Annotated in this window: 22 protein-coding genes and 1 pseudogene; 1 reads left to right on the top strand and 22 read right to left on the bottom strand. The window is 45.6% G+C overall.

From position 1 onward, the window contains the following. Positions 1 to 109: 109 nt before the first annotated feature. The 20 genes and pseudogenes from NST38_RS08625 to NST38_RS08530 all read right to left on the bottom strand — a co-directional run bounded on the left by NST38_RS08625 (position 110) and on the right by NST38_RS08530 (position 15,729). Positions 110 to 1,288: a DUF4272 domain-containing protein gene (locus tag NST38_RS08625; protein WP_076252529.1), complete on the bottom strand. Its 1,179-nt coding sequence runs from the start codon at positions 1,286 to 1,288 to the stop codon at positions 110 to 112. Positions 1,289 to 1,311: 23 nt separating this feature from the next. Beyond that, positions 1,312 to 2,532 carry an RtcB family protein gene (locus NST38_RS08620; RefSeq protein WP_076252531.1) on the bottom strand — a complete coding sequence of 407 codons (1,221 nt, stop codon included), beginning with the start codon at positions 2,530 to 2,532 and terminating at the stop codon, positions 1,312 to 1,314. Between the two features lie 178 nt (positions 2,533 to 2,710). Next, positions 2,711 to 3,133: a hypothetical protein gene (locus NST38_RS08615; RefSeq protein ID WP_076252533.1), complete on the bottom strand. Its 423-nt coding sequence runs from the start codon at positions 3,131 to 3,133 to the stop codon at positions 2,711 to 2,713. Between the two features lie 109 nt (positions 3,134 to 3,242). Then, on the bottom strand, positions 3,243 to 3,677 hold the full coding sequence (locus NST38_RS08610; RefSeq protein WP_076252535.1) for a GNAT family N-acetyltransferase: 435 nt from the start codon (positions 3,675 to 3,677) through the stop codon (positions 3,243 to 3,245). Positions 3,678 to 3,720: 43 nt separating this feature from the next. Continuing rightward, positions 3,721 to 4,146, bottom strand: a pseudogene (locus NST38_RS08605) (GNAT family N-acetyltransferase). Between the two features lie 16 nt (positions 4,147 to 4,162). Further along, a complete protein-coding gene (gene pgsA / locus NST38_RS08600) occupies positions 4,163 to 4,693 on the bottom strand; it encodes a CDP-diacylglycerol--glycerol-3-phosphate 3-phosphatidyltransferase (RefSeq protein ID WP_036610288.1) in 531 nt (176 codons plus the stop codon). Beyond that, entirely contained in the window at positions 4,693 to 5,238 is a 546-nt protein-coding gene (locus NST38_RS08595; RefSeq protein ID WP_076252537.1) for a ClbS/DfsB family four-helix bundle protein, read from the bottom strand. Before NST38_RS08595 ends, pgsA begins: the two co-directional genes overlap by 1 nt. Positions 5,239 to 5,437: 199 nt before the next feature. Continuing rightward, positions 5,438 to 7,363, bottom strand: coding sequence for an ABC transporter permease (locus NST38_RS08590; RefSeq protein WP_076252539.1), 1,926 nt, complete (start codon positions 7,361 to 7,363; stop codon positions 5,438 to 5,440). Continuing rightward, positions 7,360 to 8,115: an ABC transporter ATP-binding protein gene (locus tag NST38_RS08585; protein ID WP_076252542.1), complete on the bottom strand. Its 756-nt coding sequence runs from the start codon at positions 8,113 to 8,115 to the stop codon at positions 7,360 to 7,362. Before NST38_RS08585 ends, NST38_RS08590 begins: the two co-directional genes overlap by 4 nt. A gap of 116 nt (positions 8,116 to 8,231) precedes the next feature. Further along, positions 8,232 to 9,236, bottom strand: a complete 1,005-nt coding sequence (locus tag NST38_RS08580; RefSeq protein ID WP_076252544.1) for a sensor histidine kinase — start codon at positions 9,234 to 9,236, stop codon at positions 8,232 to 8,234. Next, on the bottom strand, positions 9,233 to 9,922 hold the full coding sequence (locus NST38_RS08575; protein WP_017689733.1) for a response regulator transcription factor: 690 nt from the start codon (positions 9,920 to 9,922) through the stop codon (positions 9,233 to 9,235). Before NST38_RS08575 ends, NST38_RS08580 begins: the two co-directional genes overlap by 4 nt. Before the next feature lie 184 nt (positions 9,923 to 10,106). Further along, positions 10,107 to 10,871: an SDR family NAD(P)-dependent oxidoreductase gene (locus tag NST38_RS08570; protein WP_076252546.1), complete on the bottom strand. Its 765-nt coding sequence runs from the start codon at positions 10,869 to 10,871 to the stop codon at positions 10,107 to 10,109. Between the two features lie 49 nt (positions 10,872 to 10,920). After that, positions 10,921 to 11,667, bottom strand: a complete 747-nt coding sequence (locus tag NST38_RS08565) for a class I SAM-dependent methyltransferase (protein WP_036610302.1) — start codon at positions 11,665 to 11,667, stop codon at positions 10,921 to 10,923. A 193-nt stretch (positions 11,668 to 11,860) separates the two neighbouring features. Beyond that, positions 11,861 to 12,244 (bottom strand): VOC family protein, encoded by a 384-nt coding sequence (locus NST38_RS08560; protein WP_036610305.1) that lies wholly within the window; start codon positions 12,242 to 12,244, stop codon positions 11,861 to 11,863. 130 nt (positions 12,245 to 12,374) lie between these two features. Beyond that, complete coding sequence (locus tag NST38_RS08555) at positions 12,375 to 12,890, bottom strand: GNAT family N-acetyltransferase (RefSeq protein WP_017689739.1); 516 nt, start codon at positions 12,888 to 12,890, stop codon at positions 12,375 to 12,377. A gap of 33 nt (positions 12,891 to 12,923) precedes the next feature. Then, a complete protein-coding gene (locus NST38_RS08550; RefSeq protein WP_036610311.1) occupies positions 12,924 to 13,448 on the bottom strand; it encodes a YfiT family bacillithiol transferase in 525 nt (174 codons plus the stop codon). 47 nt (positions 13,449 to 13,495) lie between these two features. Further along, a complete protein-coding gene (locus NST38_RS08545; protein WP_076252743.1) occupies positions 13,496 to 14,035 on the bottom strand; it encodes a GNAT family N-acetyltransferase in 540 nt (179 codons plus the stop codon). An 8-nt stretch (positions 14,036 to 14,043) separates the two neighbouring features. Then, positions 14,044 to 14,583: a hypothetical protein gene (locus NST38_RS08540; RefSeq protein WP_076252548.1), complete on the bottom strand. Its 540-nt coding sequence runs from the start codon at positions 14,581 to 14,583 to the stop codon at positions 14,044 to 14,046. Between the two features lie 21 nt (positions 14,584 to 14,604). Beyond that, positions 14,605 to 15,045: a hypothetical protein gene (locus NST38_RS08535; RefSeq protein ID WP_076252550.1), complete on the bottom strand. Its 441-nt coding sequence runs from the start codon at positions 15,043 to 15,045 to the stop codon at positions 14,605 to 14,607. A gap of 6 nt (positions 15,046 to 15,051) precedes the next feature. Then, on the bottom strand, positions 15,052 to 15,729 hold the full coding sequence (locus NST38_RS08530; protein ID WP_076252553.1) for a class I SAM-dependent methyltransferase: 678 nt from the start codon (positions 15,727 to 15,729) through the stop codon (positions 15,052 to 15,054). Between the two features lie 181 nt (positions 15,730 to 15,910). Here NST38_RS08530 and NST38_RS08525 point away from each other — a divergent pair, with 181 nt between their 5' ends. Beyond that, positions 15,911 to 16,684, top strand: coding sequence for a sporulation protein (locus tag NST38_RS08525; protein WP_074094224.1), 774 nt, complete (start codon positions 15,911 to 15,913; stop codon positions 16,682 to 16,684). A gap of 167 nt (positions 16,685 to 16,851) precedes the next feature. On the opposite strand, the gene NST38_RS08520 is transcribed toward NST38_RS08525, so the two are convergent. Both NST38_RS08520 and mngB read right to left on the bottom strand, forming a co-directional pair. Then, entirely contained in the window at positions 16,852 to 18,819 is a 1,968-nt protein-coding gene (locus NST38_RS08520; RefSeq protein WP_076252555.1) for a BglG family transcription antiterminator, read from the bottom strand. A 52-nt stretch (positions 18,820 to 18,871) separates the two neighbouring features. Then, the gene (mngB, locus tag NST38_RS08515) at positions 18,872 to 21,550 is read right to left on the bottom strand and encodes a mannosylglycerate hydrolase (protein WP_256720082.1); all 2,679 of its coding nucleotides are present in this window, start codon (positions 21,548 to 21,550) and stop codon (positions 18,872 to 18,874) included. Positions 21,551 to 21,552: the final 2 nt, after the last annotated feature.

Genomic DNA, 21,552 nt, shown 5'->3' with positions numbered 1-21,552 from the left:
TATCAAATACCCCTTTAACCGTATTCGTGCGGCTATAGGGGTATTTGTATTGTTGTATGTTGTGTAATGTTTATTGTTTATTTACAATAGGCCGTCACATCATCCTGTTCTACGTGTCTGTACGCACATCATCCCACGCCTGATCCAGATAACAGATCAGCCAGTTCAATGCCCGGTGACGTTCATAAGCCACTCCACCATTCAGGCCAGCGGGAGGTGTTTTGTCATTCACACGACTATCAACGCACACCCAGTTATAACGGTAGATCAGATCTGCTTCATCCAGAATCTCGCTCTTGCTGCGCAGAGATGCATCGGAGAGAAAGTCGGTAAAACTATCCTTCTGTTGCAAATAACCGACATCCTTCCCTACGTTACACAACTCCGTTGGTGCACCCAGTTCCTTCACATAACCAAGCGCCCACAACATCACGTGGTACGCTTCATATCCCCAAGAGAAGGAGATGATCTCCTGCTGCTCTGCTCCTTGCTGGTCGATAAACCTCTTCTCTACGGGTGAGAAAAAGGATCCAGCCTCATACTTGTCGATCACTTCCTGAACCAGTGCTGCGGTATCATCCGCACTTTCGCCGGCTCCCAGACACTCACCCTTAAGCGCGGCAAGACATAGGGCAACCGCACGACGCGCGACTTCCTCTTTACTCCGAATCGTGGTGTGCTCGTCTCCTGCCCTCGCGGGCAAGTTCGCATTATACGGAATGCCTTGTTCAGTCAACAGTTGCTCTGACCGCGCTTTACGTTGAATGCCCGACTCCGACTGCGGTCTGTTACCGTCAAGGAAACTGGTGTGCGCTGTCACCGTGTAATCCTCCACCTCAGATTCTCCATTCACATCCAGCAATAGCTGACCTTGTGCATTCAGCAGAGATCCACCTCCCCAGAAGATAACAGCATCCAGCGCATCAGCCAACCGTAATAACTCGCCGAAGAATTCTTCCGAGATATCCTCTTCCGTCTCAATACCAACCACCATGTTCAATGTGGAACATTTGATCAATACCTTTTCCTGTAGCGAAGCATTGCGCCCTTCAATCTGACTCAAAAATCCAAGCATCCCCTGAATCATTGTCGTAAATTCCTCAGGATGTGTCTGGCTGGTCATGATATTAAAGCCTTTGGTTTTCTTACTGAGCCATTTTTTCTGAGTCACTTGAATATGGGTCTTGTCTTCCCGGCGTTCAATCGTACCCTCAGGATAAATGGATTGAATCAATTCAAACAGCTGATCCAGGTCAAACTGACAGCTATATATCGCACAATTCCTCATGAAGTTCACCCTCTTCTCTCTGACTAATCCTTATACGGATCGAATTCATTACCTCCGGCCATGGCGACACCAACGGGACGCAGCACATGGTTGATCTTCAACGTATTCGCATGTGCGTTCAGCACGTCTTGCAGTTTCTTGTACACAAACGGACTTTCGTCTGTGCCCGCTCCCCGCAGTTCGACACCATAGGCACGAATCGCCTCATGCATCTGTGCTTCGCTAATCTCACCGCCCATGCGTGTGCGCAGCTTGTAATTCATTTTGCCAGCCGCCTGGGTTCGACTCATCGTGCGCCCTGCCCCATGTACGGTGCTGCGGAATGACTCGGTGTTCTCCTCGCTGTGGATCCCTTCCACAATTACCGAGATATCACCCATACTGCCTCCGACAAAACCGAGTTGCCCGGGTGCCAGTGGCGTTGCACCTTTGCGGACCACAACTACCTCTTCACCCATGTGTTGTTCCTTCCAGGCAAAGTTATGATGGTTATGAACGGCATATTCAGCACTTGCCCCCAGAATTCCGAGCACCTGTTCAATAACATAGTCACGTCCTGCATAGGCGTATCGGCCCGCCAGAATCATTCCATCCCAATACATATCACCCATTTCGCTGTTCAGGTCAAACAACGTAGGCGGTTGATCCATCGATTCGCCAGGAGCTTTGCCACTGAACTGACGTCCTGCCGCAAGGTTAAGGAACCCACTCGCCACTTTATGACCGAACCCGCGGCTGCCAAAATGATTCGCGATCCACACCTTCCCCGTTGCCTCTTCTACAAAAATATCCACGAAATGATTGCCACTGCCTACGGTTCCGAGTTGGTTGCGTGCAAGTGTCTTCAGCTTATGTTGTAATCCCGGTTCAATGGTATCAAACAGCTTCCAGCTCGCGTCGTCGAACAGTTCATGATCTACGGGTGTTGGATTGTTACGACCCACGCCGAAAGAAATGGTCGAATTGATGTCATCCATGATCGTTACAATCTGATCCCGAATATCTTCCCACATCAGATTTGTACGCACAGCCTTATTGCCACAGGCAATATCATATCCGACACCTGACGGACTGATCATATTCCGATAAGCGACAACACCACCGATGGGTTGCGAGTAACCTTTGTGATGGTCGGCCATCAGAGCCACACCCAATACATCTCCATATTGCGAGCAAGTCACCGCCTGACTTACGGCGTTCTCCAGCGGCTCCCCCCAGACTTTAATGTTATCTACGATACGCATAATTGTGTTAACCTCCTATGTACTTTTTTTTGAAAATACATCTTTTATTTCTATACTGTTGTTCTCATTAGTTTAACAAAGATTAGCGTGGCTAGAAACGTCGCCTTACTTTAGATCAACAATTATTTACGCATAAAAAAAGAGAGCTCAGCTCTCTTTTCTCACGGTTGGTTCCTATTCACTTCTTGCTAATCTTAAACTTGAACGCCCAAGTCGCTGTGTTACCAGAATATCGGCCTCTGTTCTCGGTCACCACCACGGAAAGTGTCTTGTTGGTTGATTTGGAGAACGAAGATAGTTTGACGTTGGCGCTTTTATCCCCGTAATCGGGAATTTTGTCCTGTTCTTCGGCGATGGCCTCCAGTTTCAATGTACCCGTGGATTTCAGGTTTAAAGTGACTGACGAACCCTCTTCCAGATCTTTGCCGTTCACACTTGCTCCGATGGCCCACTCATTACCGACAGAGTTATTCTCGACAAGCTCTGCGCTCACCAGCGTAACGGTTACCTTAACCGTTTTGGCGGCAGCATAGGAGGTTGGGGAACATACGGCGAATACCAGGCTCAGAACCATGAAAACATTAGCCCATTTTTTGAACACGAGAGTGCCTCCCTCTTATTCGTTTCTTTTGTTAAGACTATGCCTTATTCGCCGTGTTCCTTAAGTAATCCTTCCACTCGTGTAAGAAATTTTCACTTGAACCTGTCTGTTAAAGATGCTTCCGGTAACCCTGAACCTTCTCATCCTTGAAACCTAACTTCTCATAAAATATATGTGCTTCCTTACGCTGATCGCCAGACACCAGAATCATGTAACCACAACCCATATCTTTTGCAATCCGCTCAATCTGGAGCATTAACCTCTGCCCAATGCCCTGCCTGCGTACCTGATCCGATACAATCACATTCTCCACAACCATGAACGGTTTGCATGGCCCTACCAGATCCATACACTCAACCCCCATAACGGACCCAACCAGTTTGCCATTGTAAAATGCCCCAAGCACATGATAATGGCCATTCTGCTGTATGTAATGAAACATCTTTTTCATCTGCTGTTCATTGGTAGGCATCCCCATCAACTCATGGTATAGCTGGCTTAGTGCCGGTAAATCTTCAAGTTCGATTCCTTTAATGGTAACCATCATAACCCTCCTGATTTTTCTTATTTCGCATGCTTTGTCTGTCTTAAGTGAGGTCTTTTTTAAAATAATAATGACTGTGTCCAGTCGGTGCATTCTCGATCGTTGTGATCAATTGGTAGCCATGTTTCTTGTAAAATTCCGGTGCTTGATAGGAGAAGGTGTTCAACATGACAAAATCACAAGATTTCTCTCGCGCAATTCGCTCAACTTCAAGTAACAACTGTGAACCATATCCCCGATGCCGTTGTTCAGAATCCACCCAAAGAATATCAACCTCCAGCTAGTTCCAGCAAAGTGTACTAAGCACACCTGCAACAATCTCGCCAGTCTCATTTTTGATATTGAAATTCAGTTCTTCGTACCGATGCCTTAATTCCTCACTCACATGTGCAGCATTAAATGCGATAAGTTGCTCGCGAACATACTCTGAATCTTGCTCGGTACTTGGGATTATATTTCCTTTAGACATCTCCTAATTACTCCTTTTATCTCAACAGTTTATAATTTACGATAATGTAATTCATTCCGGATAAGAGAGTAACGCCTGTTGCAACCCATAGTAATGCCACATCCACTCTGATATCAGTCAACAAACTAAACGGAACATTATTCAACAAAATGGCAATGATCGCTGCCACCTGAAGCACCATTTTGATCTTACCATATCGATCCGCTGCAAGAGCAATACCCTGTTCTGTGGCTACCATTCGCAATGCAGTAATGACAATTTCACGTCCTATAATGATTACAGCGATCCATGAACTGATCATATTCTCCTGAACCATCATGACCAGCGCTACCGCAATCAACAGTTTATCCGCCAGTGGATCAAGCAACTTTCCCAGATTCGTGATTTGGTTATATTTCCTCGCCACATATCCATCCAATTTATCCGTACCTGCCGCTACTGCAAATATAATTAGTGCAATCATCACGCTTTGCTGATTGAGAAAACAGATCATAAACAATGGAATCAACGCGATTCTAGCCAACGTGATTTTATTTGCCAGATTCATTAGACATCTATTCTCCCCTCATCCATGTTGGCTAAGTGACCTTTTTTCCATTTACGTAATCGGGTCCGAAAGGATTTAAAAGGAGCTACCGAATTAATCTGGATCCACTTCACCATAGCCCATCCGGGCTTAGTCCCCGTCCACTGTCTTATCCCTTGTACAAATAATTCCTCTTCGCTCAGCGAGGCAATCCAGTTCTGCCATTGTTGTTCTGTCTCCCGAAACAATGAGCGTAACTCCTCCAGCGTATAGCCTGAATACTTTTCGTAAAATGATTCATTTAATTGCCCCAGTTGGTTCCATTTATACCCTGGTGCAGGCATATGACATTCATGTCCCAACTGTTCATTTCTCTCCCACTCCATCACCAGGTTCATCCATCCTAACTGGTAGGCGATCATCTGGGCAGGCGTCTTGTCCACACCTTCAACCCACTTATCTTTGTCGCTGTTATGGATGTCATTGAACTCACCCTCAAACAATTCATAGGTGCGTCGAATCGTCTCACTTAACTCTTTCTTCGAGGCATATAGAACTCCAGGCACGCTACTCCACTCCCCTCGTTTCACCGTTATACATGAATCAGAAGCATGGACTCTATCATCATTTCGACTCAATTCCATAATCATCCTTTTTTTCATGAGGCATTATACTTAGAAAAAGAAAAAAGAGCAGTCTGTAATCATTACAGCTGCCCTTTACTCAACCTATTTTTGCTAAATCAGCATACTCGTGATCCCAATTCTACAAAGCTTCCTTAATCACCCGTTTATAGTACCACACAGACAACAGACCAAAGATCGAATATAACAATGTATAGACTATCATGACAATGACCGTAGGTGTCGCCAGCTCCGTACCAAAGAAAAACCAACCTGATTTCACGGCAAAGTAACTATGACTCAGCCCCACCATAAGCGGAATACCAAAGTTAAACAACTGCTTGATCTGAATTCCACGCAACAGATTGCCTTGTGTAAATCCGAGTTTTCGCAGAATGGTATAATTGTCCTTCTCCTCTTCACTCTCGTTCATTTGTTTAAAGTACAGGATACATCCCGATGTAATCAAGAACGTCAAACCAAGGAAACCAACAATGAACATAATTAAGCCCATATTATTACGTTGGTTATTTCTGAACTCAATCTGGGAGAAGCTCGGTGCTTCCAACTGTAGCTCCTTATATACGGCATATGCCTCTTCAGCCTGCCCCTCATTCAGAATACGTACACCATAGTAATCCGCCCACTCGGATTTTTGCAGCTCGGGATCGAGATCCTGCCGCAACTGCTGGTATACCGTTTCATCTACTACCGCTACAGGCGTGCCCCCAGAATAGTATCCAGGAAGAACCCCCTTTTGGGTGGTTCCGATCAGTTGTTGGTCTAGCGTTCGCTTCAATCCATGCAAGACAATTGGACCTGTCTCCTGAATGGAAATCAACTGCTGAATGGCTTTTCCGTATCCCATGAAGACCGCTTCGCCTGGTTGCAGATCAATGTTATCTACCATCTTGTCACTCAACACACTACTGAACAGGTACTTTTCCGTCATGGACTCATCCATCACTTCATGAGCATCAATTTCAATATAAATAGGCTGTCTATGATTCTCCTCATATGGAATCTGTTTATGTTCCAACTCCGTTACAAAGCGATTTTTCACCTCAACCTGAGCAAATGAAAAATCCTCTGGCAAGCTTTCCTTCGCCTGAGCCTCTGCCGAATAATACGAAATGTAGCTGAGTGACAGCATGCCAATAGCAAGCGCCGAAACGGTTGTAATAATTGTGAGCAGCAATGCGTTGGACTTCATGCGGAACATGATTGAAGATAACGATAACACCTCATGAATGGATAGGTAGCCGTTTTTGCTTTTGCGAATCAGATTAAAGATAGTACTTACCGACCCCTTATAGAACAGGTATGTCCCCAGTATGACCGAGAAGAGAATCAGGATCATCGTATACATCAACTGCTGCATATCCATTGCTTCACCGCTAAACAGCCGTGCAGACATAAAGTATCCATACACAATCAGGGCAATGCCCAAGAAGCCAATAATCATCTGTCCAAATGACATCTTCTGCACCTGCTGCTCCGAAGTGGCCGATACCCGAAAGAGCGAGAGAATGCTCTGTCTCTTGATAAAAGTGTAGTTCATCAGCATGATGAGCAAATACATTATCGTAAAGACAATCACCGTTTGCATCAGTGCCATCGGAGAGAAATACAGTTTCGTAATCGCATCCACACCGAGAATTTTGAACAATATCATCAATACCAGCTTGGACGCAAGAAACCCAATTAACACACCAATAGCCATGGAGCCAAAATAAAGGATACTGTTCTCCGCACTCAAAATAACAAAAATTCTGCCTTTTGTCAGTCCGATCAATTGAAATAATCCAATTTCTTTGCTACGCCGCTTGATAAAGATCGTATTGGCATAGAGCAAAAAAATGCCGACAATAAAGATTAATAATACCGAAGATGCGCCTATAGCCGCCGCACCTTTTGTTGAAGCAGCCACCTCATCCATGGAAGGATCATACTGTAACGTCACAAAGGAAAAATACAAGGCCACACTGAACACAAGCGCAAACACATAGAGATAATAATTCTTCAGATTTTTCCTGAGATTGCGGAAGATAATATAATTCAAGCTCATTGCTGCACACCACCCAATACGCCCTGGGTTTTGATAATATCGTTGAAGAACGATTGCCGTGACTCGTCTCCTTTATTCAACTGGGTGTAGATCTGACCGTCTCGAATAAAGATCACTCTGCTGCAATAACTTGCGGCAACCGGATCATGGGTAACCATAATAATAGTCGCTTTTCGTGCGCTGTTCATATCACTTAACTTGCCGAGAAGATCCGAAGCGGACTTGGAATCCAGCGCTCCTGTCGGCTCATCCGCAAAAATGATACTCGGCTCGTGGACAAATGCTCGTGCTGCCGAAGTCCGCTGCTTCTGACCCCCTGAAATCTCAGATGGATACTTGTCTTTCAATTCGTAGATTCCCAGTTCACGCGCGATCTGTTCAAACTTCAGGTGTGCCTCCTGCTTTGGAATGCTCGTAATCGAGAGCGGTAATAATACATTTTCCTTTACCGTAAGGGTATCCAGAAGATTGTATTCCTGAAAAATAAAGCCCAGATGATGTTTGCGGAACTCAGCCAGCTGTTTCTCCTTCATTCCGGTGAATTCCTTGCCCTCAATATCTATCGTGCCCTGGCTCACCCGATCGATGGAGGAAAGTACGTTAAGCAGCGTCGTTTTACCCGAACCCGAAGGCCCCATAATACCAACAAACTCTCCCTTGCTTACCCCAAGATCAATCCCCTTCAGCACTTCCTGTTTATTCAGTTTATTACCATAGACTTTATGAATTTTTTTGGCTTCCAGTATCCACATATCCCGCTCACTCCTCTTAGATCTTCTGCAAAATGCTCGTGTCTATATCATAATCGGGATGTGCAGTGTTATCGTGTGATTCACCGAACAAAACCAAAAAGCATGTGACATTGTTGTCACACGCCTGCAAGATGCACCATGTCGTTTTTTCGCGGAAAAGTAAGTGTGACGGTTGTGCCCTCACCAAGAGAAGACTCTACATGAATGCTCATATGAAGCGTCTGGACCACCTGACGAACCAGATACAGCCCCATCCCGGTAGCCGCCCCATCCATTCTGCCTCGGGTGGACGTAAATCCTTTATCAAATATACGCGGCAGATCTTGAGTCTCAATCCCTCGCCCGTGATCCTGAATCATGAGTATGATGTGTCCATCCTGTTCCCAACTTTCAATGAGGATGTCCGATGAATCGCTATATTTCACCGCATTGCTCAACAACTGCCGGAGGATGAAGCCTAACCATTTGCTGTCTGTGAGCACGCGCGATACCATTAAAGACACATCAAAGCCAATGCCTTTGGAAATGCACCACGATTTCAGTGCTCGTATCTCGCTATTCAATACCGGTTCAAGTTCCGTCTCTTCGATGAACAGATCATTATGCATAAACGGAATACGCTTCTGGTGAAGCTGCTGATCCAGCAACTGATGAATTCGTAACCATTCATATGTCATTTGGCTCTGTAACTTGTCATCTGGTAAGCGCTCGATCATCAGTTGCAACGCTGTCAGTGGGGTCTTCACCTCATGAATCCAGGACAACATCTCGTCCTTCTCCTGTTCCAGAGCGATAAAATGATGTGACGACTCCTTACGATACCGCTGTGTCTGGGAACTGACGGCCTCATGTACAATCTGCTCATATGGACTTTCGGCGATATCAAGTTCTCCCAGATCATAGGTATGATCCCAGATGCTCAACTTTTTATAGAAACGGGTCTCTTTCAGGTATCTCGCCCAGATAAAAACAAGGCATACCACTACATTCAGTCCTACGATATACACCACAGATTGGAATGGAATGGACGAGTCCAGGTAGGCCACCAATAAAATAATAAGTTGCATGCTTACCAGTAGCCATAACCAACTAGCCCTTTCTCGTATGTACTTTCCGATCATGCTTCTGCCTCTTCCGTTGCCATGTACCCCTGACCTACTTTGGTTTCAATGTACCGCTCCAAGCCGATGGGTTCAAGCTTCTTCCGTAACCGATTAACGTTAACTGTTAGCGTATTGTCACTCACGAAATGCTCATGATCCCACAAGCTCCGGATGAGATCCTCACGGGTAACAATCTGATTTTTATGCTCGACCAGCACTTTAAGGATGAACATTTCGTTTTTGGTCAACAGGACAGATTCATCCCCGCAGGTCAGTGTATTTTTCACATATTCAATAGCCGCACCGCGCCAAGTTCGGAGTTCAATATGCTCTGTATTATAGTTATACACCCTCCGCAAAGTCGCTTGGATCTTGGCAATCAATACATCGAAGTGAAAAGGCTTCTGGATAAAATCGTCTGCACCCAAATGCATGGACATAACCATATCCGCAGGATGATCCCGTGAGGACAAAAAGATAATCGGCACATTGGAGTGCGAACGAATGATCCGGCACCAATGGAACCCGTCATATTGTGGTAATTGAATATCAATAATGACCAGTTGCGGCTGAATTACGCTGTACTCCTGCAATACCTTTCCAAAATCCTGCACACCATACACATCATACGACCATTGGGACAAACGTTCCTTGATTTCACTGAATAACGATTCGTCGTCTTCAATGAGCATAATTTTAAACAAGAGATTCACCACGTTTCTGATCTTCTAAGGTTGAATAAGGTAAATAGACTCCGTTGTTGCAGGATCACCTTTACCGTTACGAATCGTTCTTCCGATCGCTGATTCCAGTGTACAGGGAAGTTGGGCTTATATCAAAAGGTATCCATACTTCGTAAAGATAACAATCCGAAATACATATATCATATTAGCTCTCAACAGTGTGTATAACATGGCTTGCATCACTGTGTTCGTCCATCCGCTCGATCAACTGCACCGCTACGTCTCGTGGCGATCTTAATTGGCCTGCTTCATATACTTGATTGAACATACCCGCAAGGGCGAACTCCTCTGCACTTTTGCCTCGTGCAACAGCCTGCAATTCCGTATCAACCATCCCCGGATCAAAAGCAATAATCTCAACAGGGTTCTGTTGGCCCGTTTGTTCCAAAGATACGCATTGGGTGAACATGTTCATACCTGCCTTGGATGTACAGTACACTGCCATTGAAGGCGCGGGATAACTTCCCGAACCCGATGAGAGATTAACAATTTTACGTCTGGCGGACAGGTGATTTGTTTGTTGAATAAAAGATGAACTCAATATCATTGGTGCTGCGAGACTGATGTTGAGACTTTGACTTATCTCTGCCGCACTGCACTGATCGATAGGTTTTAGAGGCTCTAGCATCGCTGCGTTATTAATAAGTCCAATGAAATCGGCTTCCTGAGACGGAATTTGGTCCAATATGCGTGTAACCAAATCATCGATCCCATTCAGGTCGGCAAGATCATACTGAACATGGCGGTAACGACCGCTCCATTCCTCGCTTGATTCCAACAGATCCGAACCCCCGCGTGAAATACCGTAAACGTAATCCCCCTTAGCCAATAATAACTCTGCAAGTTGTAAACCGATCCCTTTGGATGTGCCTGTAATGATAAAGTGTCTTTTTCCTGTTTCTGTTCCCATTCCGATACCACTCCTCCTCTATTTTCAATGCATGTTTATTTCACTATTCTTACGAGTTTTTCTTTCTCCACAACGTGGCCCAGAGAAAAGGTACACCAAAATACGGTTCATGTTGCTCCAGCGACTTCATTGCACGGAACTCCACACATTCAAAGCCATCTTCCAGCATGTAGCGAAGCTTCTCCTCCGTGAACGCAAGACCACCGCGCATCGACTTCTCTTGATACACCTGCCAATCATTCATAACGATCTCAGGCCCACCAATATCGCCAAAACCAGGAGCAAAACAAGTCATTCCAAAGTATCCTCCAGGCCGGAGTGCATTGTGGATCATCTCTATGTAGGGAATGCGCTGATGTGGCAACAGATGGTGCAGACAACCCGAGTCGTAGACAAGATCATATTCTTGCTCTGGGGACAATTCGAACACAGATCGACATTCAAAATGCACGTCCAGTTGCTCCTCTGCCGCCCTCTCTTTAGCCCAAGCAATAGCTGTCTCCGAAAGATCATAAGCATCTACCTGATATCCTTGGCGGGTTAAATACAACGCATTTCTGCCCGGGCCACACCCCAGTTCCAGTGCCTTACCGCCGCTCAGCACACCTTCGTTCACATGCGCTACCAGATTCTCATCCGGTTTGTTTGGGAAAAAGGGGATTGGTCTGTTCCGATCCTCATAGAAAGGTTCCCAAAACTGCTTGGCAGATCTGAAATCCGCATCGAGCATATCATATAGATCCTGTACACTTTTAATCGTCTTTTCCACAACCACATTCCTCCTTAACTGCTCCATTCAAACCTTCATTTTCGACTATTCATTCCTCATCATTTTCAATAAATCAGCCACACTCTATTATAACATTTTTACCCAGTAGTTCTCTATTTTTCTTGTGCTTTTCTACTCCAAAACATAAGCTTTTTCCCAACAAAAAAACGACCGACATGGATGTCGATCGCTTACAATCTTAGCGGTTTTAAGTTGTAATTTACTTCGCCCGTTCCAAGACTGCAAAGTAATTTCCTTCGTTATCAGCAAAGTTGAAGACACGCCCCGTTGGCATCTCGACAATCTCTCCAACCGTTACATGTTTACCAGCCAAGTCGGCATATAACTGATCCAGATTTTCGGTGAAGAACATTAATGAAGGTGTGCCCAAATTTACACCTGCTGACATCCGCTCCACAAACTCCTTGTCATGAAGAATAATGCTCGTCTGCGAATTTGGGGTAGGCGCAATCTCAATCCATCTCATACCCTCGTCAAGGTTTACTTCATCCACAATGTGGAACCCCGCAACTTCCGTCCAAAATGCCAGTGATTCATCCTGATTGTTGACATACAACATAATCTGGCCGACTTTGCTAAACATGGATCAATCACTCCTCTGATCATCTAATCTCTCAACATCCTGCTTATCATTCCTCAAATTCCAATAGAGTATAACATGCAAGACAGCTTTTTGATCATCTTTCTTTGCAAATACTAACTACACATTAGACTTATTGCGTGGCTTTTAACTTCTTCGTAAGATAAAGTACAACATCGTCGTCCATAATCGTTTCTTCACCCGGCTGAATGTAATGATCATGTTTGTGTACACCGTGACCGTCTGGTATGTACCCGCGATGGGCATATAGAACTTGCGCTTTGCCATAATCGGAAAACACACCTACACCAATGCCTGCTACATCCGTTCGTTCCAGAATAACTTCCTCTGCTCGGTCCATCAACCGTGAACCAATACCTTGGCGCTGGAACTTCATTAGTACATTAAAATCGTTAATTTCGGGAATGCCTTGTTCCCTGAAAGACGGGTAGCTGGAATTCCACAATACATTCACGTATCCGGCAAATTCTCCATTCAACTCGGCTACCAAGGTTACGCGTTCCCCATTCTGTTGTTCAGCCAAGTAATGAAGATACTGCTCAGGGGATCTCCCCCAACCCTGCTCCTGAAACGCCTTTGATATGATTACAGGATCGTTCTCATTTAATAGTCTGATATGTACACTCATTGATGAATCCTCCTTAAAAGATATTTCTAATAGCTATATTCCCAATCTATCCCGAAGCGATGTGATGTGAGCAACATGGTGTTTGCCATGCCAAGCATACATGCCCAGATTGTAATCCAGTCTTGTCGTTTCTTCCGATGAGGGATGATAAAACTGTTTGGCATAATCTGCATCTGTCAGCGCGTTTAACAGAAACACCCAACGACGATGGAGGGCATCCAGAATCTGAAGCGAGAATTCGACATCCAGGTCTCGTGAATCACTCAGTTCAGCCCAGCGCTCTTCATAATAAGGCCGAATCGTTGGTGTATCCTCTGTCAGTGCCAACTTGAAACGAATCATACTGTTCATATGGCTGTCTGCCATGTGGTGAATGACTTGTTTGAGCATCCATCCACCTTCTCGATACGGCAGACTTAATTGCTCTTCACTCAGTCCCTTTACCGCTTCTCGTGCGCGTTCAGGCAACTCAGCAATGTCCTGAATCCACTTCTCCCGCTGTGCCAAAGTAACTTCACCCGTGTGTACAAATGGTCCTATCGGAAATCTTTCATCCATCCATTATTCCTCCTTGTTTATATGATTCAAATAACTTTAAACAGGATCTACAGGGCATATTCCATAAGCCAACAGTCTCGCATCTGTCCTTCGTGCTGCTCATGTTTCTCCATCAGCTTAATCTTTTGGAAACCACATTTCTCGTAACAGGATATCGCCCTTAAGTTCCAGGATTGAGGGTCCATAACCACTTTACGGGCTTGTTTTTCATTAATCAGATAAGCAAGCATGGATTGCATCAACTGTGTACCAATGCCTTTATTCCAGTATTCTACCTCACCAATAAACTGATCCGTTCCATAGATGATCTCATCCGTGTCTCCATAACCATACTCCGTTCGCTCTTCTTCCTCAAGCTCATAGAACTGAATGTATCCAATCGGATGTCCTCCATACTCAACGATACAACGAGTAGCACCATCTTTCTGATTGTAAAAATGCTCTCTCACCTGTTCCAGATCATGCGGCCGATCACGCCCTTCATAGTATTGAAGAACTTCCAGGTCTGACAGCCACTTCACCAGATGTTGTTCATCTTCTGTGTCCAAGAAACGTACAGTGATTTCATTCGATTCATATACATTCATCATTCTGATTACTCCTTATTGATCTCCAGATTCTCACTCGTAACCCAACTCAGATCCTTCCCTAACAAATGCTCGTTGTGAACATAATACACCACGGGATTCTCAAGCGGCTGAGTCGTTCCATCCAAAGATCTGAGCGTTAACCGCAACTTGTAGCTCCCTATCTCATCAGGTATCGCAAACCCTATCAGATTATCAGATGATTTCATGGTCATCCCCTGCGCCTTCAGATACTTTTCCAGAATGACTTGATCAAGATAGGAGCTGCCAACAGACGAGGGCATGTACCACGCATCATCTTGTTCTTCAGTGAATGTGACCCCTTCCCATCCAGGGACAACGGGATACACCATATGCTGGTCCTTGTCTTCTCTTTTTCGCGTTATCTCTAACTCTACCTCAACTACATCCGTATCAATCTGCCTGATTGTGCCTGCCATCACAACATCCTGGGCACTCACACTTGGAATAACATAGCTGTATATGAGCAGAGTCACCAAGAGAATTATCGTTACTCCCGTAATCCAAAATATTGTATTTTTACGCATCTGTCTGATCCTCCCGTCTAATTAATCATACTTCTGGAGTAGCTCCTTCTCTGTTAAAGATTGAGTTAACCTATCCAACTCAGGGGATGCCGTCCAATCACTGGAGGTGTTCAATCCATGCTTGATGGTATGTATCGCGCTATGTGCAGACATGTATATATTATGGTGGATTCCAGGTTGGACAATGATGTGCTCTCCTGCGCGCATCACTCGAATCGAAAATGTCTGATCGTCTCCATAACTGGCATACGCAATCCATCCGGTTTGCACCACATAAAACTCCGTTAGATTGATATGTACATGACTGTTTTGCCAAGCTCCGTGGGATGAAGCAACGGTTCTGCAATAATAACTGCCATCTTCTGATATCATTTTATATTTTTGTTCCCCGTTTGCCATCTGCTCGAAGCTGGTTTTGACACCCATTTCACCATATTTCTGTTCTGAAAATTCTATATTCAATCGGCTTCATCTCCTTATGGCCTGCCAAATATACTTGCATTCTCTTACAGCAGTTCTACCATCAACCCGGTTCTCCTTCAGCTTGACTTTCAGCTGTTCCCGGTACTCAGGCTGTGTATAATCCGGGTTTCCGGGGATATCGGAGAGAAAGATGGCAAACTCTTTTTCATCCGAGAAAATCATAAGTGCTTCGTTATATTCCTCAATCTTGATCTCCTTAAACGCATTTCTTTCCAAACGCTCACGTACCTTTGTTATATCCGTATGAATACCAATCATAACTCCACCCTTTTGTAGCAATCTCCCATGCTCAATAATGGAAGTTGGACCTCTGCGATCATAGATCAGACCAAATTGCTTATCTTCAAATGGCATCTTTTCTTTCGTGCTTACACAGACAAATTTCACATTTGTTTTCGTGCTTGAATGAAGACTGTTCCGAGCTATCTTTATCATCTCTTCCGAATTATCAACCCCTATAATGTGATCGGTATATTCCGACATTTTCAACGTAAACTCCCCATGTCCACAGCCTGCATCGAGCACGGATGTATACTGAGGCAGAAGCTTAATCAACCGCTCTTCAAAAATATCTTCAGCAGAGTTACCTTCCAGCGTATACAAAGCCCTACCCTTGTATCCCCCATTACGTTGTGCAATCATATCGTACCATTCCATGCTCATAGAGTTCCCCCTGACAAAAATTCCCTTTATTTAAACATTCGACATAGGTACGTCGATTCTCCTGTTTGGATATACGATATATCTTTGCTAAAATATGAAACGCTTCTCTTCCAGCTTCCGTATTAAGGTCGAAGCCGTATGTATCCCATATAATAAACCATCTGATCTGGAGGTAGAGCGCATGTCATTTTTCAAGAAAATGTTAGCCAGTGTAGGTGTTGGAGCAGCCAAAGTAAATACGGAATTGCATACACCAGAGGTCACGCCTGGAGGAATCATCTCGGGGGTTGTGTACATTGAAGGTGGAGATGTGGAACAGAACGTAGATCGAATCTATCTTTCAATCAAAACCCATTACATACGGGAGCACGATGATCGTAAAGTAAAAGAAACAGCCGTTATAGCCAAATATCTGCTCACCGAAGGTTTCACCTTACAGCCTGGAGCCAAATTGGAGAAAGACTTTTCATTTGACCTCCCAGAAAATCTGCCAATTACACTGCATCGTGCAGAGGTATGGGTGGAGACGGGCCTCGATATTTCAAGTGCTGTAGACCCCTCAGACCGGGACAGACTGCATGTTGTTCCTAGCAAAGACATGAACACCGTGCTCGATGCAATTGATATCCTTGGTTTCAAGCTCCGTGAAGTAACCAATGACTATGCGCCGAAGCTGGGCGGTAATCTGCCATTTGTGCAGGAATTCGAATTTGTACCAACAAACAAGTTTCGTGGGCATCTGGATGAGTTGGAAGTGCTGTTCTATCCCATGGGCGATTCGCTGGAGCTGCTATTACAGATCGATCGCCGCGCTCGTGGACTCAGTGGAATATTCTCGGAAGCGATGGGCACGGATGAAAGTTTTGTCCGCCTGCATCTATATGAAAGACATCTGGCGCGAGGGGCGCATTCTGTCGCTCAAGGACTAGAAGAAATCATTTCCAAACATATCTAATCTATAGTTTGTGTTAACGAATAAAAACCGTCCTCTATCAGACAAATCTGATGAAGGACGGTTTTTCCCTTTCGAAAAGGGGATCAGAAAAATCTGGGGATAACAGCGATCGGAAGGTTATTCTGTCATCGGAGTGTCAGTGGAATTATCCTTAGTGAACTTATATATTAATACGCTTCGGTACTTTTTAGACTCAACGTTTCGCATACAAGTTGGGCAAAGGCATCGAAGCTACCGCAGGATCGCAGGCTTTCCAGCTGCTCCTCCTGTCGGATCAACTCTACAAACAGATCATAGATCCCCATAGCCTGTTCGTAATCCTCTTTGCAGATGGATAACATAAATACAGCATGTACTTCATTCTCCTCATCCCACGGAATCGGCTTCTCAAGCAGACATACCGATACGGTCGTACGAGTTGAACTCAGCTCCATGGGATGCGGAATCGCCATACCTCTTCCAAGCGCGGTTGAAGCCATCTTTTCCCGCTCCTGCACAGCTGGCCAGAATTGCTCCGTTACAATTTCCTTCTCCAACAGCGCCCCGCTCATCTCAGCCATAAGTGTCATTTTGTCAGGCTGATCGGACCGAAACATGAACAACGCTGGATCAAAGTAACGCAGCAGCGTCATTTCCTCCTGCTCATCACTAGTTCGCACCAGATGAGTGATCGTTGCCATGTCTCGTTCCGATGGAATCGCAGCAATGACAGCTGACGGCTTGCCTTTGGACTCCCGTAACCGGATCGTGGAAATAACCAAATCTTCGGGTACACTCCCCATCTCCTCATACTCCCGTAGCGAAACCACACGAGAGACCTCCAGCTCGGCAAATAACGAACGCAATCTCGATTCAAGAATACGGGCTGTGCCGTATCCTGACCCACAGACGAGTAATACGGATTTCCGTTTGCGATGAGGAATCTGATATTTACGTTCCAATGCTGCACCAATATGAAGAGCCAGGTAACCAATCTCACTGTCATTGATCTCATGAGGTACGTATGTCTGTAGCTGTTTCACTGCACTGATCGTAATCTCATAGGCCAGCGGATAATATTTACGTATATGTCCCAACAGTGGATTCCGCATATTCATGCCATGTTCCAAGCGCGTAATCATGGGTTTCAGATGCGCATACAGATCATTTGGCAAGCGGTCATCATCACGCAGATCATAGGTGTACCGATCATAGATATGACTCAGCATCTGCTGTACAGCAACATATAATGGGTCAATTTTTAGTCCATTCCAATCGGTAGCGGTCATTTTTTTGCTAACAATGTGCAGCAGCAGATAATCTCGCTCTCCAACTGGACAATGAATGGAATATAACAACTCCAGATCCTGAATAATCTGCTGCGCAAGTTGCTGATCCTGAACATTCGCCTCCACTTTCTCGAATTGCTCTAGTTCATGTCCCTGCTTAATACGTAATACCATAACAGCCAGATGCGTAATCAGATCTTTCAGGGCCACATCTGCAATACGAACATTCTGTTTGCCTACATGGCGAATGACGATCTCGCGGATGTGTGCGGGTTCGATTGGGTACAACAAACGTTCCTGTGCAACGGTCATTCCTTCGGGGCCCAGTTCTTCATCTCGCGCATCGGCGTACTCGGCAAGGCAATAGCGAAACCTTTGCTCGTCTCCGACGACCTTCACACCATGTCCTGGCTTGATCTGAAGCTGAAGTTGGTAGTTCTCCAGAATCTGACGAATGATTTTCAGATCATTGTTCATCGTTGCACGGCTTATATACAGCTGATCAGCGAGGTCTTCCATCTTGATATGACCCGGTTCACCAAGCAGCTTGAACAATTCATAACGGATACGCTCATCAGGCGAACCAGGTACTGGAGCACCTTTTTGCCCATCATCCTTCCGTTCCTCCAACAGCTCATTATACCGCTTCGCATCATGCACACGAATGGAATAACCCCGCCCACGCTTGGATTCCAGGCTCCCGCCATGCCCCGCGAGGATAAGATCCAGCTTTTTCAGATCATCCCGAATAGTACGTACAGTAACTTCCAGCCTGTCTGCAAGTGCTTGGCTCGTCCAAGCCTGTTCCTGTCCTTCACCATGAATGAGGTGGAACAGCTTTTTCAACCGTTTAGTTGGAAAAATCATACCGATATCCGACCTCCCTTCTGATCAGGATTGTGTCAAACTAAAGCCCACCTTATATCGATACAAGTACCGTCATCAATTTACAATGTGCGAGTTCCGGCAAACGAACGACCTTTTCTCCATCGGTTAACCTCTGCTGAGGCCCCAGTGGTTGTTCACCAAGAGATACACGCTCTGCATGTACAGGTTGATTAAAGTGCATGTTCACGTTTGCAGACTGCGCCAAATATGGATTGAAGACACGTACAATGTAACCCTCACTCTGCTCTGCTTTCTTAAAACTGCTTAACACCACGTTGGAATCGTCGCTGAACGACATGAGGCTGTAGTCTGTATCAAGAACACGTTCCTCATCGCGGAAAGCAAAGATCAGACGTCCGTTCAAAAAGTCGCATTGCTGATAACTGCTGATCGGTGTCAAATATTCACGTGCAGCACGAGCTACATTCGCTTCGTTGAATCCGGAAGCCTGGATATGCAGGCCAAAGGTAAAGAAGAGCTCGCCAAGCAATTGCGCATCAGGTGTAGCCACAATTTTCTCACCGGAGGCCCGGCCAGGACGATACAACAGGTTTTCCTTACCCATGAAACCAAAAGTACGGAACAAGGTCAGGGCAATGGTATCCATTTGCTCGCCAACAATCTCATACTCACGTACACCCTCCGTCATCACAGCCATACCACGCGTACCGTTGTTCAACCCCGCATAACTCTGCATCGCTTCAATAGTGATCGGTTTCTCCTGCCATTGTTCGCGCTCCCATACTTCCACTTCTGGCAATGAGGTTGGACGAGCAATCACACCGAAAGGCTGGTCTGCAATGGATAGGGCGGAAGCAATTCCTGTATCAAAAAGGACACGCAGACGGTGGCTGAACACCTCATTCTGCACCTGAACCTGGAAACGGATCAGATTCTCTCCTTTGCGAAGAGATATCTCCACTTGCATTGGCAATGCTCCCGACGTGATACCTGCGGCGCGCTCTTCCAGATCGTAGGGAACATCCAACGTGAAACGCAGGGATAGTGTCTGAGATACAGACGTTTGGGTGGTCGTCGCACTCATCTGGCTACCTGCCGAAGAAACAATCAGATCCCGCTCGGGAGGAGAATAATTGTAGGAATCTCCGTCATCCCCGTTATCTTCAAAGACCATTTGATCCGCATACACTTGGCCAGATCGCTTATCTGTAATTTGCAAGGTGCCGTTTGCTTGCAGCGCAATAGTGAAATGTTCATTTTCAATCTTGTCCTCGTTACGTCGTTCAATGACAGGTGCAGCGCCCTGACTGAAATCAAAAACAATCTGGGTGTAACCCATCGCCGGGGCCTCTTGCAGTTCCACCAGCAATTTGGCGCGATATACCCGTTCCGGCAGATGTACTTTGCGGCTTGGATTGAGATCGATGTGCTGTCCAAGCACATAATCGGTCTGGTCTACTTTTTCCACAATGGTGTAGGCCAGCTCGCGCCCCTTCGTATCCCGAATCACAAAGGATTCTTCCGGAATATAAGCTTCAATCTCAGTAACCCCGCCTCGCACATACGGTAGCGTGTTGAACAGGGTGAACGCAAATGTCTCCTCCTGCTGTATCGTTGAAGCAATCATCCGCATATGCAGGTCAAGCAAATTCAGTGCGATATCATAGGCCTGTTTGTAACGGAACGCAACGTCCTGATTCGTTGTATCGCTGTTACAGCCACCGATGCTGTCATGTGCCGCATTCTCAAACAACAGCTTCCAGATGTCCTCCACAATGCGATGCGGGTAATCATGCCCGAGAGAATGGCTAATGGCAAGTACAGGTTCGAGCGTGTTAGCAATCAGATTCTCAATTCGGTTATTCTGTTGCTTGAGATCCGCACGGGTGGAAAAAATGGACTTGTGAATCCGCATGTGCTTGGCTTCCATTAATTCACCTCGAAGTACAGGCAGATCCTGACTATCCGCTTCGATCTCCGCCAGAAAACGTTCCGGTTCATTCATCACATATTCGCGTTCTGTATCCAGTGCATTGAACCGTTTAATCAACTCCGGCAGGTTCAACCGGACAGGCGCCTGGTCAAACCCATTAGGGAAATAGATATGTTTGGTCGAGGCTTTGCGTTCCAGCGCACCAATCTGTTTCTCCAGATAAGGGATTAGATCTTCCTCATTCTCTGGAATGTTACCACCGTAGTAATATCCGAATGGCATTTGTACAGCAAATACACGGCTGCCGTCCGATCCTTCCCACGTAAACTCGGTATGTGGATTCGTATTATCTGATACGCCTCTCCAGAACAGGAAACGTTCAATGCCAAACTCGCGATAGATCTGCGGCATCTGTGCTGATTGTCCAAACGCATCCGGGACATAACCAACCTTCATCGCATGTCCGTACTTTTGTGCTGTTTTCATACCATAATACAGGTTTCGGACCATGGATTCACTGGAAATAACCAATTGATCCGTCTGTGTATACCAGGGTCCCGTCATCAGTCGTTTGGCAGAAACCAGTTGGCGGATCCGTTCCTCATCTTCGGGACACCAGCGGATGTAATCATCCAGCAGCGAGCCCTGTGCATCCAACAGGTAATAATGGAATCCATCGATATTCTCCAGTGCATCCAATACTTCCTTGACGTGTTTGACGAGATACACTTTGGAACGGGAGGTCGTAAAATACCATTCCCGGTCCCAGTGCGTATGTGGAATCACATGTACTTTGGTACGATTTCTCTCACTCATAT

Source organism: Paenibacillus sp. FSL H8-0104 (assembly GCF_038050215.1).
In the GTDB taxonomy this organism is placed as follows: Bacteria; Bacillota; Bacilli; order Paenibacillales; family Paenibacillaceae; genus Paenibacillus; species Paenibacillus amylolyticus.
This window is presented reverse-complemented; position numbering and strand designations above follow the sequence as displayed.